This is a genomic window from Tahibacter harae (assembly GCF_024437735.1).
Lineage (GTDB): Bacteria > Pseudomonadota > Gammaproteobacteria > Xanthomonadales > Rhodanobacteraceae > Tahibacter > Tahibacter harae.
Window position 1 is genome coordinate 254,475 of record NZ_JANFQO010000005.1, and the last position, 16,798, is coordinate 271,272.

Below are 16,798 nucleotides of genomic sequence, written 5' to 3' on the forward strand. Positions count from 1 at the left end.
GACGCTGCAACTCGCGATTGCCTGGCGGCGCTGCCGGCCGGCGCTGCGCCGGCCGGGGGCGGTGCCGCCCTAGCTGTTGGCGTTGTTCGCGTCGCCGGAGCCGTCGTAAGGGTCGTTCATGCCGGCCGGTTCGGCGGCTCGCGCCGCGGCGGAACCGTAGCCGGCCGATGTGGCGTCGGCGTCCGTCGCATACGACGCGGCGATGCCATCCCGGTTCGGCGGCGGCGGCGTGGTCCGCTGCAGCGGCCGGCTGGTATTGCGCTCGGATTTGATCAGCCGGTCGGCGGTCTTCATGATCGCGGCGATGTCGGCGCGCGGCGTGCGCAGGCCCTCGAACTGGGCCAGCAGCTCCGGCAGGGCGGCGACGGCCTGTTCGACCACCGCGACCACGGGCGGGTCGGGGTACAGGGATTTGTCGATCACGCGATCGAGCAGGCGTTCGAAGCGGGCGTTGAAATCGCCCAGGGCCGGCACGCCGACCATGCGGCTGCTGCCTTTCAGCGTGTGGAAGGAGCGGCGCAGCGGCATGACCCGGTTGAGGTTGGACGGGGCGGCGCGCCACAGCAGCAGGTTGCGGCGCAGGTTGCCGATCTCCGACTTGACCTCGGCGATGAACACGCCGCGCAGCTCGTCGTCGACCTCGTCCGGATTGCCGCGCGCGCCGGCCGCCGTCGCCGGGCGGGACTGGCGCTGGACCAGCCAGATGCCTACGCCCAGCAGTACCACGATCAGCGACGCGACCAGCAGATAGATCATTGCCCCGGCTCCCGCGCGGACCGCTGCCGCGATGCCGCCTTTTTACCGATGCGGCTGCGCGGTGTCCACGAGCAGAACGGCAGAGCGGGGATGACCGGGCCGGGAATTTGTCCGACCATGGCGCGGTCCAGGCAGGTGTCGTCGGCACAGCGAGGCGGACATGCGAAGCGGGCGGTGGATACGTGGCCTGATGGCGCTGGCGCTGCTGCTCCGGCCCGGCCCGGCGGGAGGCAGCATGAGCGAGGACGGGGCGGCGCAGCCGCAGGTGCTGGTCCGCGCCGCGGCGCCGCTGCAGCTGGGGCCGGCGGCGGTCGAGCGCGAACTGGCCGGCGCGGTGCAGGCCGCCGCGCTGGTGCGGCAGCTGCAAGATGCGGCGCCGGGCCGCGAGGTCTATCTGGTGCTGGACGGACTGCGCGTGGAGGCCGATCCGGGCGTGCTCTACCAGGTCGAGCTGGTCTCACTGGCCGCACCCGGGGCGGCGCCCGAAGCGGCCGGCAGCTTCAGCCTGTACGGCGTGGCCCATGCCTCCGGTGCCAGCGCGCGGCGCAGCTTCGCCGTCACCGCCGCCGTGCGCCGCCTGGCCGCCCGCGGCGGCTTCGCCCTGCGCCTGCGCCCGTCCGGCGCGGCGGCGCCCGGCGCGAAAGTGGAGATAGGCCAGATTTGCCTTGTGCTGCAATGAGCTGCGCGCCGCGCGGCGGCGCGGATGGATTGCTGCAACAGTGGCCATGTATACGAGTGGCGTTTTGGCGTAATGTGGCGATCCGCCTGCTCCGCCCGGGGCGGCGGCTTACGTTGCGTCTCACCCACCACCAGGCCAAGGGGAGCAAGACCATGACTTCGATTTCCCGCCGCGATTTCGTCCGCGGCGCCGCCAGCATTCCGTTGTCACTGTGGCTGATGAAGCGGCTCGGCGCGCAGCCGGCGCGGGTGCGCTACGACGCGCGCAGCAGCAAGGGCGTGGAGATGCTCAGGATCTACGCCGGCGCGGTGAAGGCCATGCAGGGGCTGCCGGAGACCGATCCGAGCAACTGGACCTTCCAGTGGTATACCCACTTCGTCAAGAATTCCACCAGCAAGAGCGCCGAAGTACAGCGCGTGTTCGGCAGCGGTTCCAGCCCGCACAAGGCCCTGGCCGAAGCCATGTGGAACACCTGCCAGGCCCATTCCGGCCAGAACGAGAACCTGTTCCTGCCCTGGCACCGCATGTACGTCCTGTACTTCGAGGACATCATCCGCGCGGTCAGCAAGCGCGATGACTTCACCCTGCCGTACTGGAACTATTCCGCCAGCGGCCCCACCCACGGCGTGTTGCCGCCGCAGTTCCTCGATCCGGCCGATCCGGTGTTCGGCCCGCTCTACGTGGCCGAGCGCAATCCTCTGGCCAACAACGGCAAGCCCATCGACGAGGGCCAGCCCAATGATCCGCTGGGCCTGCAGGCGCTGAGCCAGGCGCAGTATTCGCCGCAGGGCGCGGTGCAGGGCTTCTGCCTGGCGCTGGACTCGGGCCTGCACGGCAATATCCACGTGCTGACCGGCAACACCGTCAACATGGGCCGGGTGCCCTGGGCGGCGCGCGATCCGATCTTCTGGCTGCATCACTGCAACATCGACCGGCTGTGGGCGAGCTGGAACGCCAACGGCGGCGTCAATCCGCAGGAAGCCTGGGGCGATGACACCTTCGTCTTCGCCGATGCCAAGGGCGAAAAAGTCACAGCGAAGGTGTCGGACTATTTCGACATTGCCAAGCTGGGCTACAGCTATGAGCGGCTGGAACCCAAGCCCAGGACCATGCTCTCGGCCAAGGCCGCGGCGCGCAAGCCGCGGCGCCTGTCGCGCGTCACCGCGGCCACCGGGGTCGCACTGGGCGCCAAGCCGGTACGGGTGCAGCTGGAGGCCGCCGCGCCGGCCGTACCGGCACAGAATTCCGAATCGCTGCCGCTGATCCGCGCCGTCTCGGCATTGCAGCCGGATCAGCGCCTGCTGCTGGTGCTGAGCAAGCTGAGCACCCAGGGCCAGCCGGCGGTGCTCTACCACGTCTATCTGGAATTGCCGGAGAAGGAAAATCCCAAGGGCGGCGAATACCACGTCGGCACGATCAGCTTCTTCGACGCCGAGCACCTGGACCACGGCAGCGGCGGCGCCCATGTCATGCCCGAGGACAAGTTCTACAGCTTCGACGTGACCGACCTGCTCGGCCGTCTGAGCAAGAGCAGGACCCTGAGCGAAAAGCCCAGCGTCACCCTGGTGCCGGCGGGCGAGGCGGCCGGCGATGCCAGGCCGGTCGTCGGCAGCATAGAGCTGCTGCAGCAGTAAGCCGGCTGGCGCGCAGCCGGGCAAAGAAAAAGGCCGCCCGGGCGGGCGGCCTTTCCGGTTCTTGCGTCGGCTCTTTGGTCAGCGCCGCATCAGCGCAGCGCGGCGGTGCCGGCCACGGCCATGAAGGCGATGGCGCCGAGAATTCCCATTACGAGCAGGGAGAGCAGGATGGCCACGACGACGATGACCACGGTATAGCCCACGGCCTTTTCCTGCGGCACCTTCATCGTGTGCGGCAGGGCGAAATACAGCTGGAACAGGCCGTAGATGCCCGCGGCGAGCATGATCAGCGCACCCAGGACCGGGATGATCTGGAACACGCCGGCGACCCAGCCGGGGGTGCCGTAGTAGGCGGCCGTCTTCATCGCCTGCATCTGGTTCTTCTGCGCGCCGAAGGACGGCGCCAGCGCGTCGATGATCAGGCCCATGACGAAGACCATGCCCAGCGCCAGCGCGTAGGAGAGCAGCATGGTGATGAACGAGAACACGATGCCCAGCGGCGAAAAGATGACATTGGCGAGCAGGCCGAAGACGGCGGGAATCGCCGCCATGATCATGACGTAGCCGGTGTACAGGCCGGCGATGTCGGTCTGCTCCTGCGCGATGACCGGCCATTCCGTTTTCGGCGTCAGGATGATGTTCTTCGCACGAGTGATCAGCTTGTTGATATCCATGGCTCTCCCAGCAACGGTCTAAGGGGCGGATGCAGGATTACACCCGCCGGCGCAGCTGCCGATTCTAGCCGCGGAACTGAACCTGCGCGCGACAAGGCGGTCGCAAAGATGCTGTGCGCTGGTGCCGGCACAAACCGTGCATTCGTTCACGGTCCAAACTGGTAGACTCGCCTGCTCCTTTGCGTTTGTCCGGAACCCCCATGGCCAGAACCAATCCCGCGGCGGCGAAGACCATCCCTGCCAACGCCGAGAACCGTTACGAAGTGACGCGCACTGACCTGCCGCTGTCCTGCCCGATGCCGGGCATGAGCCTGTGGAATTCGCATCCGAAGGTCTATCTGCCGATCGAGGACGAGGGCGGCGAGTCGGTCTGCGCCTACTGCGGCGCGCGCTACGTGCTCAAAGACTGACCGGGGCGCTGTGCAGGAGCGTCGGCTCACGGTGGTGCAGCTCGTACCCGCCCTGGAGACAGGCGGGGTGGAGCGTTCCACGCTGGAAGTCGGCGCCGCACTGGCGGCCGCCGGGCACCGCTCCGTCGTCGTTTCCGCCGGCGGCCGCCTGGTGCCGCGGCTGATCGCCGAGGGCAGCGAACATGTGCAGCGCAACATCGGCGCCAAGTCGCTGCTGAGCCTGCGTCATATCGCCGGCCTGCGCAGCCTGTTCAACGAGCTTAAGCCCGACATCGTCCACGCGCGCTCGCGCCTGCCGGCCTGGCTGGCCCATTTCGCGCTGAAGAACGCGCCGCGCTCCATGCATTTCGTGACCACGGCGCACGGGCTGAACTCGCCGGGGCGCTACAGCGCGATCATGACCCGCGGCGAGCGGGTGATCGCCGTCTCGCATACGGTGCGGGATTTTCTCATCAGCCATTACGAGATCGATCCCGAACGCATCGTCGTCATCCCGCGCGGTATCGACCTGGACGAATTTCCCTACGGCCACCGCCCGGACGAGGACTGGCTGAACGCCTTCTTCGCCGAATACCCGCGCCTGCGCGGCGCGCCGCTGCTGACCCTGCCGGGCCGCGGCACGCGCATCAAGGGTCATGCGGACGCGATCGAACTCACCGCCGCGCTGAAGACCCGCGGCATCGCCACGCGCCTGCTGCTGCTGGGCGTGGTCGAGCCCAGCCGCATGAGCTACGTGGCCGAACTGCAGCGCCTGGCCGAGGAACGCGGCGTCGCCGACGATGTGGTCTTCGCCGCGGCGCGGCCGGATGTGCGCGATGTCTACGCGGCCAGCGCGCTGGTGCTGCAGCTGTCGAACAAGCCCGAGGCCTTCGGCCGCACCGTAATCGAGGCGCTGGCCCTGTGCCGGCCCGTGGTCGGCTATGCCCACGGCGGCGTGGGCGAGCTGCTCAGCGAACTCTACCCCTCCGGCCGCGTGCCCTTCGCCGATTTCGGCCGCCTGGTCGAGCGCGTGGCCGAACTGCTGCGCGTGGCCCCGGCGATACCGCCACTGCGCCGCTATCAGCTGGCCGACATGCAGCGCGCCACCCTGGCCCTGTACAAGTCCCTGGCCTATGACGACCCGGGCAGCCTGCGCTCCACCTATGCGATGAGCTGAGCGGCGGCCGGTGGCGCGCCGGGCTGCATCGGCTGCGATGGCACCTGCGCCCAGGCCCTGCGGCTGTGCCCCGGCCGTACGCCACGGCCCTGGGCTATGATCGCGCCCCGCATGAGCACACCGCCGCTGCGCGAACGTTTCGCGTCCCTGTTTTCCCTGGCCCTGCTGCCGCTGCTGCTCGTGGCGGTGCTGCTGCCGTTCGGGCGTAGCGCCGAACTGGGTGTGGTGGCGGCCCTGGTCGGCTGCGTCGTGCTGCTCTGGCGCGAACCCGGCCGCTGGCGCGCGAACCGGCGCTGGCGGCTGTTCCTGCTGCTGTGGGCCTGCTACACCGGCGCGGCGGCGCTGTCGGCGCTGGATGCGGTCAAGCCGGACAAGAGCTGGGGTACGGTGCTGGCCGCGCTGCGCCTGCTGCCGCTGGGCCTGTATGCCGCGCTGGCGTTGCCGCGGGCCCGGCCGCAGGCGCTGCAATGGGGCGTGGCCGTGGTGCTGACGCTATGGCTGGCCGATGCCTGGGTGCAGGCGCTGACCGGCTACAGCCTGGGCGGCGCGCCCGAAGCCGAGCGCCTCAGCGGCCTGTTCGGCAATGACAACCTGAAACTGGGCCCGGTGCTGGCGACCCTGTCGCCGTTCCTGCTGCACATGGCGCGGCAGCAATGGGGCCGGCGCGGCCTGCTGCTGGCCTTCCTCGCCGTGCTGGGACCGGTGCTGCTGGCCGGTTCGCGTGCGAGCTGGTTCGCCCTGGCCCTGGTCGCCGCGGTGTTCCTCTGGCGCGAGACGCGCCGCCCGCTGGCCTTCCTCGCGGGCACGGCCGCGCTGGGCCTGGCCGCGGCGCTGGCTGTCGCGGTGGCCTGGCGTCATTCCGAAGCCTTCGACGCGCGCATGGACCGCACCCTGCTGGCGCTGCAGGGTTCCTCCGGACAGATCGATTTCGCCCTGGCCGGCCGGGCGCAGATCTGGCACACGGCCGTGCACATGATCCGGGCGCATCCGTTCAACGGCGTCGGCGTGCGCGGTTTCCGCTACGCCTATGCCGCGTACGCCGCTCCCGGCGACAGCTTCGTCCAACCCGACGGCAGCGGCGCGGCGCATGCGCACCAGCTGGTGCTGGAAGTGCTCAGCGAAACCGGTTTCGCCGGGCTGGCGCTGTGGCTGGCAGGCCTGGCCGCGGCGGTGCGCGCCTGGCGCCGCGCCGCACCCGCGGCGCGCGAGGCGGCGTTTGCGCCCGGCCTGTCCCTGGTCGCGATGGCGTTTCCGCTGAATACGCATTTGGCGTTCTATTCGGCCTGGTGGGGACTGCTGTTCTGGTGGCTGCTGGCGCAGTTCTGTGCGGCCCTGCCGGTGCAGCGGGCGGTGGGAGCTGCACCGGCCGGCGATGACGCCGGCGATGACGCGGCGGAAGACGACGGCCTGGCCGGCGACAGCGGCGCGGCGGAAAGCGCCACGATGGGGAGCCCTGCATCGACAGGCTTCAGCGGCCACCCGACTGCGCCGGACAGCCCCTGGTCCAGCGCCGCGGCTCCGGGCGCCACAGCCGAATGCGCCGCACCGGACGATCGCGCGGCGGACCATCGCCCGGCGGCGTGCTTCGCCGCGGACAGCCCTTCCAGCTACAGCAGCGACAGCAGCTCCAGTTCGGACAGCAGTTCCGGCAGCGACAGCAGTTCCTCCTCCGACAGCGGCAGCAGCTATTCCGGAGGCAGCGATGCGTGAGCCGCTGAGCCTGGTCGTCACCACCCTGAACAACGCCGCGACCCTGGAGCAATGCCTGGCCAGCGCCGCCTGGGCCGACGAGATCCTGCTGCTGGATTCCGGCTCCACCGATGCCACGCTGGAGATTGCGCGGCGCCATGGCGCACAGATCCACAGCGAGCCGTTCAAGGGCTATGCCGCGCAGAAGCAGAGCGCCATCGACAAGGCCGCGCACCGCTGGGTGCTGCTGCTGGATGCCGACGAAGCCCTGGCCGCCGGCGCGCGCGATGCGATCGAACAGGCGCTGCAGGCGCCGGCGGTGGCCGGCTTCCGCCTGCCGCGGCGCGAGCTGGTGTTCTGGGCCTTTAACCACCGCGGCGTACGCCTGAACACTCACCTGCGCCTGTTCGACCGCAGCCGCGTGCGCATGAATCAGGTGCCGGTACATGCGGCGCCGGAGACACGCGAGCCGGTCGCAACCCTGGCCGGCGCCGAATTCCTGCACTACGGCGAGCCGGACATCCACACCAAGGTCGCCAAGATCAACGCCTATTCCACCGGCCTGGTCGGACACAAGCGCACGCGCGGGACACGGCTGCTGGGCCTGCGCCTGGTGCTGTATCCGTGGTGGTTCTTTCTGCGCCAGTACCTCGGCAAGCGCTGGTTCCTCGACGGCTGGGCCGGCTTCATCAACGCGGTCAGTGCGGCGTATTACGTTTTTCTCAAATACGCCAAGGTCTACGAGGCACAGCGCCGGCGCGACGGTGCGGCGGATTGAGCGCCGCCCGCGCCACGTTCATCCGCAATGCCAATCCCGTTTCATCGCTCCGGTGCGTTCAACAGGCGCAGCGCGATTCCGGCGATGAAGGCAGCCCCGCCGACCAGCAGCACCCACAGCAGCACCGAGGTCCATTCGACCGGCGGCCGCGGCGGTGCGGGTGGCGTGGCCAGGGCCCGCTCGCCGCTGAGCACGCGGCCGGGGCCGGGCACGGCGGGATAGGGTTTCCAGTCGGGGCCGTGGTGGCGGCGCAGGGCGTCGAGCAGGGTGGCCAGCGGGGCGTCCTGGCGCTGCGCGCGGCGGCTGCCGGCGGCTACGGCGTAAGGCCCCTGGCCCTGGGCCAGGAATACCAGCACTTCGGGGCGGTAGCCCAGGCTCAGGGTTGGCACGGCGTTCACGCGCTGGGCGGCGTCCACGCGCCAGAGACGGTCGCGGGTGGCCGCGCCCAGTCGCTGCGGCGCGGAGGCTTCGACGCTGCTCGCCGCAGCGACGCGGTAGCCGGTCCAGGGGCCGGCGCGGCGGTTCCAGGACAGGTCTTCCTGCTCGCGGCTGTGCACCAGCCAGTCGACCGCGCTGTTGCTGGTGTTGGCGAGCACGTCCAGCTGCTGCACCGGAATGCGTGCCTCCAGCCGGTAGTCGTAGTGGATCTGTGCGCCGTCGCGCTGTTCCTTGCCCTGCAGGCTGAGCCAGCGCCATTCGGGTTCCGGCGGCGGCGGCGCGGATTCGGCGGCGATGCCGCGCAGCGGCGGCAGGGGCGCGGTCGCCGCCGCGCTGAGGCGCAGGTAGCGGAAGTGCGCCTCGGGGCGCAGTTCCAGGCGATTGCGGCGCAGCTGTTCGCCGGCGTTGCGCAGCTCGGCGAGCAGGCCGTCGGACAGGCGGTTCCAGTGCTGCAGGTCGTCGCTGCCGTACAGCACGACCTGGCTCTGGAACGGCGCGCTGTCTGCCGGCCATTCCAGCAGCAGGGCCTGCAGCGGCGTGCTGTTCTGGCTCAGGTCGACCAGGAATTCGCGCGGCGCGGCCGGTGCCGCGCCGGTGCTGTCGCCGATGCGCGTGTCCACGCGCACGATGCGGCCCTGTGCGTTGCGTTCGGCCTGCACGCTCCAGTCCGCCGTTTCCGCGCCGGTGCCGGCGGGCGGCAGCGGAAACCAGGGCAGTGGCACGGTCTGGCGCGGCCATTCCTGCGCCCCGGCAGCCTCGGGGCCGAGCAGGGCCACGGGCAGTGATTCGCCGGCGGCATTGAACACTTCGATATCGGCCAGGGCCGGGTGCTGTGCGCTGCGGTAGATCTCCTCGCTGAGCACGACGCGGAAGGCGCCGCCGTCCTCGCGCGCCAGGCGCAGCGGCCATTCGCGCGCGTAGTCGTCGCGCTGGCCGGCCTGGGCGGCGCCGGCGAGCAGCAACAGGGCGAGGGCGCGGCAGGTTTTCATGACGGCTCCTGCGCTTCGGCCCGCGGCGGATTCGGCGCGAACCAGCCCACCACCATCAGCAGGCTGCCGACGGCGAGCACGCCGAGAATGGCGTAGAGATCCTTCAGGTGCGTGCGGTCGACCAGGATCAGCTTGACGATGACCAGGCCGACCAGGGCCGCGCCGCCTATCCAGACCGGACGCGAGGCGCGCCGCGCGCCCAGCAGCATGGCGCCCAGGCCGGCCAGGCACCAGACCACGGACAGGCAGGCCTGGGTCAGGGCCGACTGGAACAGGCCCATGCCCCAGGGCACGCCGCCGAGGAAATGCACGCTGCGCAGGGTGATGCTGGTGAGCAGGGCGAAGCCCACGCCGGCCAGCAGCTGGGCGCGGAACTGGGCGTCGAGCGCGGCGTCGCCGTCGCGGCCGGCCTGGCGGTACCAGGCCAGCAGGGCGACGACGAAGCCGATCTGGGCCAGCTCCAGCGGATTGAGCAGCGGCAGGTAGGGCAACGGCGCCGGATCGCCCGCGGCGGCCAGGCCTATCGCCCAGCACGAACCCAGCAGCACGCCCAGGGTGACCAGCAGGGCCGGGCGGGCTTTCTCCGCCGCCTCGTCCAGCGGGAAGCGCAGCGGCTGCCAGCGCGCCAGCGTGGCGACGAAGGCGAGCGCGAACGGAACCAGCGCAGCCAGCACCTGCCACACTGCGCCCAGCTGCCAGCGCCGGTCGGTGAAATCGATGATCTGCAGGCAGAGCAGCGTGGCCCAGGTCCAGGTGTGGATGAAGTGCGCGGCGGCCAGGCCCGGCAGTTCCTGCGCGGCGAGATTGCGCTGGGCGCGCAGGCTGGCGGCGAACCAGAAGATCCACGCGGCGATGCCCGCGCCGCTGATCGGCCCGGCCGGATTCAGCGCCGCGGTGGCGCCGACGAACAGCGGCGCGACGGCGATGGCGATGAAGGCCGGCCAGCCCAGGTCGGACCAGTCCAGGCGGCGTGCGGCTTCGCTGGCCAGCAGCGCGGTCAGCGCGGCAAAGCCCAGCAGCCAGTTGGCGACGGCGCCGGGGCTGGCTTCCGCCGACGGCACGAAGCGCAGGATCTCGTGCACGCCCAGCACCAGCCACCAGCCCAGCGCCCATACCAGCAGCAGGCGCGACAGCGCGGTCTCCGCCGTGTGCCGGCGCAGCAGCTGGGCGCAAATGAAGCCGGCGCCGCTGACCAGGGCGATGGCAAGGAAGTCGCCGTTGAAGATCGCACGCTGGCCCTCGCTGCTGCCGCTGTCGGCCAGGTTGATCAGCAGCGAGGCGCCGGCGGCCAGTTGCAACAGATAGCCGATCACGCGCGGCAGCTGGCGCTGCTGGCGCAGGCCCAGCCAGACCAGGGCCGCACCTTCCACCGCCCAGGCGCAAGCGGTGGCGCGCGCCGACAGGGCCAGCGGCACGGCCAGGGTGGCAAAGCCCAGCGCGAGCAGGGCGTGCGACTGGCCGAGCAGGTTCAGTTGCAGGCGGCGCAGCGCGACCACGGCTACGCCCAGGTGGGTCAGCGCGAGCACGAAAGCCGACAGCGCCAGCGCCTTGGTATCGCCCTGCAGCAGCCCGGCCTGCAGCGGGAAGGCCAGCAGCGGCGTGCCGAACACCAGGCTGCCGTCGACCAGGCCGCGGTGTTCGTCCGGCTGGCGCAGGGCGTACAGCAGCGGGATGGCGAGGTAGAAGGCGTAGAACAGGATCAGGAAGGGCTCGGTGCTGGCGAACAGCTCCGGCCGGTACTTGAGCACACCCCAGAATGTGCCGACGACGAAGGTGAAGCCGAAGCCGAGCAGGTTGAGGCCGCGCCAGGGCCTGACCCAGGCGATGCCGAGGATGGCGGCGTTGAGCACGGCGTAGTACGTGAACAGGGCGACATGGTTGCCGCTGTCGCTGGCGGTGAGTATCGGCGCGAGAAAGCCGCCGGCGATCGCAAGCACAGCCAGGGCCAGCGCATCCTGCGCCACCGCCATCACGCCGGCCGAGGCAACGATCACCACCAGCAGGGCGAAGGCCGCGCCGGCGGGAATCAGGCCGAACTGCTTGAAGCTGCTGAACACCACCAGCAGCAGAATGCCGATCATGCCGCCCTGCAGCGACAGGGCGAAGGCGCGGTGGCTTTCGCGCTTGCGCCAGCCGAACACCAGCCCGGCCAGGGCCGCCGCGGCGATGCCGGCCATGCGCAGTTCCATCGGCACGCGCAGCCAGCCCTGGTCGGCGGCGTATTTCATCAGCGCGCCGACGCCCAGGAACAGCACCAGCACGCCGATCTTCACCGGCACATTGCCCTGGGTAAACCAGCGCTTGACCGCGTCGAAGGCGGTTTCCAGCGGCGAAGGCGGATAAACGTCCGTCTTGCGCGCGGTTTCACGCACCGGCGCGCTGCGCGGCATGCGCGGCGGTGTGACGGGCTTGGGCGGCAGCTTCGACGGGGCCGGGCCGATATCGAACACGGCACGGCCCGACGTGGGCGCGGGCGGTGGTTCGGGCAGCAGCAGTGAATCGAAGTCGGCGGGGCCGGGCGGCGGCGTTGCCGGCGCGTCTGTGCCGGCCGTGCCGGCGGCGGCGGCGGCGATGGTTGCGGCGCTGGTCTTCGCGGCGGCGGCCTGGGCCGCCGTGGCGGGAGGTGTGGAGATGGACGGCGGTGCCGCGGCGGCTGTGCTGTCCGCGGCAAAGGCCGGCGCGGCAGCCGGCCGTGCCTGGGGCGCTTCGGCCGGCCATACCGGCGGCACGTCGTGGCGATCGGCGTGTGCGGCCGCCTGGTTGCGTGCGGCACTGGCCTGGCGTGCTTCCTGCGCTGCGGCCTGGACGCTCCGGGCCTGGCTCAGGACATCCAGATCGTGCTGCAGACGCTGTACGCGCTGGCCCAGTGTCTGCAGCCGGCCGAACAGCGCACCCAGTACGGCGCCGATGGCCGCGCTGGTCCAGCCCATCTCGTAGCGGAACACCACGCCGCCGAGAAAGGCGCCCAGGAACAAACCGATCAGACTGTACAGCCAGCCCATGTCCACTTCCCGTATGAACGCGACGTTCACACTCTAGCCGGCGCCGCGCCGGCCGTCGCGGCCGGCTGCGGCGGTATCGCGCCGTGATACCGGCTGGATCAGTAGATGGGCGGGCTGCCTTCGGGCCGGGTCTTGAAGCGCTTGTGCAGCCACAGGTATTGCGCCGGCGCCTCGCGCACCATGGCTTCGATGGCCAGATTCACCCGCGCGGTGTCGGCGACCGGATCCGCGCTGGGAAAATCGTCCAGCGGCGCTTCCAGGCGCAGGGAATAGCTGCCGTCGTCCTCGCGCCGGTGGAAGAACGGCAGCACCAGCGCGCCGGACAGTCGCGCCAGATGATGCGTCGCGGTGATGGTCGATGCGGCTACGCCGAAGAACGGTACGAACACCGTGTCCTTGCCGCGCATGTCCTGGTCCGGCGCGTACCAGACCGTGCCGCCGCGCTTGAGGTATTTCACCGTCGCGCGCAGCTCGTCCTTGGTGAACATGGCGTCGGCGTAGCGCAGGCGCGCGGCCAGCACGGCCTGTTCGAACACCGGATCGTCCATCACCCGATACATCCCGCTGATGCGCAGGCGGCGCGACACCAGCCGTGCACACAATTCCAGATGGGAAAAATGTCCGCCGACCAGCAGCACACCGCGGCCCTGTTCGCGCGCGCGCTGCAGATGTTCCAGGCCGTCCACGCGGCAGGGAATGCGCGCGATGGCGGCATCGCTGCCGAACCAGGCCAGGGCGAATTCGACCAGCATATGGCCGCTGTCGCGCAGATTGGCGGCGAGCAGCTGGCGGCGCCGGGCTTCGTCCAGCTCGGGAAAGCACAGCGCGAGATTGCGTTCCGCCACGCGCTTGCGCACCACCAGCAGCAGCGCGGCGATCCTTCCCAGCAGCGTGCCCAGCCGGCGCAGCCAGGGCAGGGGCAGGCGCGCCACGGCGCGCACCAGGGCCAGGCCCAGGCGGGAAGGCCAGTAGCGCGGCGAGGAAAGGGACGGGGCTGGCGTTGCGGAATCGTCGGACATCGGCGCGATTGTACGTAGGTTCGCCGGCGCGGTCGCCGTCCGCGCCGCGGCCGCTACGTCTGCAGTGGCGAGTGCTGGCTCAACGCAGCCGGCGCAGCGCGCGGTATTCGCGCCGGCAGCGCCGGCTCCAGTGGCGCGCGATCAGTTCGCAGCCCAGCAGCCAGACCACGGCGGTGATGGCCAGGCTCAGCGTCGCCCTGTGCCAGTCCGGCGTGCCGCGGAACAGGGCGAGCAGCAGCGCCGCCAGCGCATAGCCCAGCAACCATTGCGCGCTGCGCCGGACCAGCTGCAGTTCGCGCAGCCGCGCGCGCAGCTGCGCCAGGCGCAGGCCGGCATAGACCTGGGTGTTCTCCGCCACTGCCTGGCGGCGCGGCCTGTGGCGCAGGTTGAAGCTCCAGGCCACCACCAGGAACGTGCTGAAATATGGCAGCAGCAGCCATTCCACCGGTGCGAACGGCCGATGCAGGAAGATGGCGATGAACCAGGCCACGGCAATCAGGCTGATCGCGGCTTCGAGCACGCGCTGCAGCCGCAGGCGGCGCTGGTGGCGCTGTACCCGGGCCAGCAACTGCGCTGCCGGCATGGCGGGCAGGCGCTGCCCTTGCCACAGGGCGCGCAGGCGTTCATCCGCATCCATCGCTCATCTCCTGCAATTGCCGGCGCGCGCGGTGCGCGCGCACGCCGACGTTGTCCACGCTGATGCCGAGCATGCCGGCGATCTCGCGGTAGTCGAAACCTTCCAGCTGCAGCAGCAGGACCTGGCGCAGCGGCAGCGGCAGCCGGCGCACCGCGGCCAGGAGCCAGCGGCGTTCTTCCTCGGCCGGATCGGCAGCGGCTTCTTCCGGCGCCGCTTCCTCCAGCGACAGCCGCCGCGGCAGCCGCGCGGCGTCGCGCACATGGCTGGCGCCCAGGTTGTGGGCGATGCGCAGCACGAAGGGCAGCAGGCTGTCCTGCGTGCGCAGGCGCTCCAGGCTGCGCCAGATCGCCAGCAGCACTTCCTGCATCAGTTCTTCCTGCAGCGCGGGATTGGCCTCGTAGCCGCGCACGGTGCGCCACAGGTGCGGCAGGCAGCGTTCGACTTCGGGCCACAGGGCATGCATCAGGGGCGGGTGCTCGTCTGCCGCGGCGGATTTGCCAGCCCAGCATAGTCGCCGCCGCCGCGCGATTTCTTACAGGCGCGGCAAATCGCAGTGGGTTTGTAAGGAACAGCCGCCTGGCCCCGACTGACTGTGCTGACACCCATCGCCGACGAGACATCGGCGCCATCACCTGCAAAGGAGCGTTCCATGCAAACCCCCACTTCCGCCGAGATCGCCGTTTCCACGCCGCGCAGCAAGAAATGGTGGCTGATCGCACTGGCCGCCGGCCTGTGCCTGGCCAGCTGGATAGCACTGGCCGCCGGCCTGCTGCTGGGCGTCGGCTTCACGCCTCGGCTGGTGCTGGCCACTGCGGCCGCGCTGAGTACCGAAGCCCTGATGTGGGTTACCGCAGCGGTGCTGGGCCTGCGCCTGTTCGAGGCGCGGCGCAAGGTGTGGCAGCGGGTGCGTACGATGTTCGGCGCCTGAGCCGGTCGGCGGCCGGCCCGGTGCGAAGGCTGTCGCCGGCCGCGCCGCGGCTTCGCGGCGGTTGTCTGTTTCGCCCACCGTGACTCAGGCGCGCTGCTCCAGCGCCGCGGCCACTGCCAGCCGCAGCATGGACGGCGCCACGTAGCTGCGGTGCACGCGCGCGATGCAGGCCATGTAGAACCGGCCGAACAGATTGCGGCAGCGCACCCGCGTGGCCAGACTGAAGCAGACGGCGCCGTCGGGGTCTATCTCCACGGCGACGCTGGAGCGGAAGGCCAGGTGCCTGTCGTCCGCGCCCAGCAGCACTTCGGCGCGGCGGCCGTCCGCGGCGATTTGCTGCTCCAGCACCGGAAAGCGGCCGTCGAAGCGCGTGCCGCACTGCGGATTGAGCAGGGACGACACCGGGCAGCCCAGCGGCGATGTGCGCAGCCCCAGCGGCCGCACCAGCGCATTGCGCAGGTTCATCAGGCGGGAAACGCCCAGCGGCGGCCGGTCCAGAAAGCCCTGCAGCAGCGCGGACAGCCAGGCGCCGGCGGAATCCGCCGCCAGTTCGCCGGCGGCGCAGTGCAGGCGGAAGCAATCCTGGTGATCCACTTGTTCGTCGAACTGTTCGCGCAGCAGTGAGCGCGGATCGAGTTCGTCGCTGGCTTCGACACGGTGGCCGCTGCCGTTCGCACTGAGGAAACCACGCGCCGCCCGCCGCGGCAGCAGACTGCGCAGCCGCCCGGCCAGGCGGCGCAGACTGCTGCACAGCGCCGCCTGCGGCGAGGCCGCCGGCGCATGCAAGGCCAGCGCGATGGTCGGTACCTGGCGCGGATCGTAGTCGTTGCCGGCCAGCAGCGCCGTCACGCTGGGCGGCAGCAGTTCGGTCAGCGCCGGTATCGTCGCGTTGCCGGCGAGTATGCGGGCCTGCAGCGCCGGCGTCAGCGCGCCGCCGAGTTCGTTGGTATGGCAGGACAGGGCAAAGAACGCCGGATGCGCCGAGGCAGCGTCGCGCGGCGCAAACTGATGCCAGGTCTCGCCGCCGAAGCGCACCGTGAACAGGCTGTCCGGCGGGATGTCGATGTGGCGCAGCTGGCGCAGGAAATGACGCGGGTCCTGCGCAATCTGCTCGCTGCTTGCACTGGAGAAACGCAGCTGCGCGCCGGCGCTGCCGGAAACCGCGGTGAACACGCGGTGGCCGGCGTGACGATGGAACGGATGCCCCTTGGCGCCGACGGCAAAGGTATACAGCGAACTGGGATCGTTGTTGGCCAGGTCCATGCCGGCGAGGCGAGTGGAGGGTTCATCCAGCTCGTCGACAAAATGCTCGTGCCGGCGCTGGCGCGCGCAGGCATCGGCGATCAGGCGGTCGCCGGCACCGATGCCTAGCTGGGCGATCAGCGAAACTTCCACCGGCGGGCCGCCGTTGCGGCCGGCGATGCGCGCACTGGGGAAACTGGGCACTACCTGGGTCAGGGCAAGCATGGCGGCACTCCGTGCACGTAGCTGATTCAACCCGCCGGTTTGCGCCGGGCGCGCACTTCGCGCTTGAGCGGCCGCGCCACCGGGCAGAGTTCGGCGGCCCAGGCGAACACGGTATTGGCCAGGCGTTCCGGCACCAGCCGGAAAAAGACGAACTGGCCGCGCTTCTCGCGTGTGATGAGGCCGGCTTCCTCCAGTATGCGCAGGTGCGCCGACAGCGCCGGCTTGCTGAAGTCGAAGCGTTCGGCAATCTCGCCGGCGCTGAGTTCGCCCTGGTTGAGATAGGCCAGGATCTTGCGCCGTGCCGCGGAAGCCAGCGCTTCAAAGACCTTGTTCACGGCGTTCCATCAGTTAATCAGTTGATTAACTATTTATCGCGCGGCGGCCGCGGGTCAAGCCCAGTCCAGCCCGCTGCGGCGATGTGCCGCAGTGCGCGTGCTAGCCTTGCGCGGCCGGTCATGTGGACGTCTGCGACAAAGCGCCGCGGCCTCACGACGGCCGCGCAGGGCGACACTGTTCTTCGCTGCCGCAACCGCGTCACAGTC

General features: G+C 70.4%; 16 protein-coding genes. 7 read left to right on the forward strand and 9 right to left on the reverse strand.

The annotated features are described in order from the left end of the window. Positions 1-69: 69 nt before the first annotated feature. On the reverse strand, positions 70-756 hold the full coding sequence (locus NM961_RS07520) for an Hpt domain-containing protein (protein ID WP_255913361.1): 687 nt from the start codon (positions 754-756) through the stop codon (positions 70-72). Between the two features lie 235 nt (positions 757-991). Here NM961_RS07520 and NM961_RS07525 point away from each other — a divergent pair, with 235 nt between their 5' ends. Together NM961_RS07525 and NM961_RS07530 are read left to right on the forward strand one after the other, a co-directional pair. After that, positions 992-1,435, forward strand: coding sequence for a hypothetical protein (locus tag NM961_RS07525; protein WP_255913362.1), 444 nt, complete (start codon positions 992-994; stop codon positions 1,433-1,435). Between the two features lie 152 nt (positions 1,436-1,587). Then, positions 1,588-3,069: a tyrosinase family protein gene (locus NM961_RS07530; protein WP_255913365.1), complete on the forward strand. Its 1,482-nt coding sequence runs from the start codon at positions 1,588-1,590 to the stop codon at positions 3,067-3,069. An 89-nt stretch (positions 3,070-3,158) separates the two neighbouring features. On the opposite strand, the gene NM961_RS07535 is transcribed toward NM961_RS07530, so the two are convergent. Further along, complete coding sequence (locus NM961_RS07535) at positions 3,159-3,743, reverse strand: Yip1 family protein (protein WP_255913367.1); 585 nt, start codon at positions 3,741-3,743, stop codon at positions 3,159-3,161. 200 nt (positions 3,744-3,943) lie between these two features. Between NM961_RS07535 and NM961_RS07540 the strand changes: the two genes are divergently transcribed. The 4 genes from NM961_RS07540 (at position 3,944) to NM961_RS07555 (ending at position 7,776) form a co-directional block, all read left to right on the forward strand. Beyond that, the gene (locus NM961_RS07540; protein WP_255913369.1) at positions 3,944-4,153 is read left to right on the forward strand and encodes a zinc-finger domain-containing protein; all 210 of its coding nucleotides are present in this window, start codon (positions 3,944-3,946) and stop codon (positions 4,151-4,153) included. A gap of 31 nt (positions 4,154-4,184) precedes the next feature. Further along, entirely contained in the window at positions 4,185-5,309 is a 1,125-nt protein-coding gene (locus NM961_RS07545; protein WP_255913370.1) for a glycosyltransferase, read from the forward strand. A 111-nt stretch (positions 5,310-5,420) separates the two neighbouring features. Further along, positions 5,421-7,019, forward strand: coding sequence for an O-antigen ligase family protein (locus tag NM961_RS07550; protein ID WP_255913372.1), 1,599 nt, complete (start codon positions 5,421-5,423; stop codon positions 7,017-7,019). Continuing rightward, positions 7,012-7,776, forward strand: a complete 765-nt coding sequence (locus NM961_RS07555) for a glycosyltransferase family 2 protein (protein ID WP_255913373.1) — start codon at positions 7,012-7,014, stop codon at positions 7,774-7,776. Before NM961_RS07550 ends, NM961_RS07555 begins: the two co-directional genes overlap by 8 nt. Before the next feature lie 41 nt (positions 7,777-7,817). Here NM961_RS07555 and NM961_RS07560 read toward each other — a convergent pair whose 3' ends face one another. From NM961_RS07560 to NM961_RS07580, 5 genes are all read right to left on the reverse strand, one after another. Beyond that, a complete protein-coding gene (locus NM961_RS07560) occupies positions 7,818-9,203 on the reverse strand; it encodes a DUF3999 domain-containing protein (RefSeq protein WP_255913374.1) in 1,386 nt (461 codons plus the stop codon). Beyond that, complete coding sequence (locus tag NM961_RS07565) at positions 9,200-12,235, reverse strand: DUF2339 domain-containing protein (protein ID WP_255913376.1); 3,036 nt, start codon at positions 12,233-12,235, stop codon at positions 9,200-9,202. The genes NM961_RS07560 and NM961_RS07565 overlap by 4 nt, the downstream gene beginning before the upstream one ends. A 68-nt stretch (positions 12,236-12,303) precedes the next feature. Continuing rightward, positions 12,304-13,224, reverse strand: coding sequence for an LpxL/LpxP family Kdo(2)-lipid IV(A) lauroyl/palmitoleoyl acyltransferase (gene lpxL, locus NM961_RS07570; protein ID WP_255913377.1), 921 nt, complete (start codon positions 13,222-13,224; stop codon positions 12,304-12,306). 79 nt (positions 13,225-13,303) lie between these two features. Further along, complete coding sequence (locus NM961_RS07575) at positions 13,304-13,861, reverse strand: hypothetical protein (protein ID WP_255913378.1); 558 nt, start codon at positions 13,859-13,861, stop codon at positions 13,304-13,306. Beyond that, positions 13,848-14,324: an RNA polymerase sigma factor gene (locus NM961_RS07580; RefSeq protein WP_255913379.1), complete on the reverse strand. Its 477-nt coding sequence runs from the start codon at positions 14,322-14,324 to the stop codon at positions 13,848-13,850. The genes NM961_RS07575 and NM961_RS07580 overlap by 14 nt, the downstream gene beginning before the upstream one ends. Before the next feature lie 186 nt (positions 14,325-14,510). Between NM961_RS07580 and NM961_RS07585 the strand changes: the two genes are divergently transcribed. Then, positions 14,511-14,789 carry a hypothetical protein gene (locus NM961_RS07585; RefSeq protein WP_255913381.1) on the forward strand — a complete coding sequence of 93 codons (279 nt, stop codon included), beginning with the start codon at positions 14,511-14,513 and terminating at the stop codon, positions 14,787-14,789. Positions 14,790-14,873: 84 nt separating this feature from the next. Here NM961_RS07585 and NM961_RS07590 read toward each other — a convergent pair whose 3' ends face one another. Continuing rightward, entirely contained in the window at positions 14,874-16,256 is a 1,383-nt protein-coding gene (locus NM961_RS07590; RefSeq protein WP_255913383.1) for a DUF2867 domain-containing protein, read from the reverse strand. Positions 16,257-16,282: 26 nt separating this feature from the next. After that, positions 16,283-16,591, reverse strand: coding sequence for a metalloregulator ArsR/SmtB family transcription factor (locus tag NM961_RS07595; RefSeq protein WP_255913387.1), 309 nt, complete (start codon positions 16,589-16,591; stop codon positions 16,283-16,285). Between the last annotated feature and the right edge of the window lie 207 nt (positions 16,592-16,798).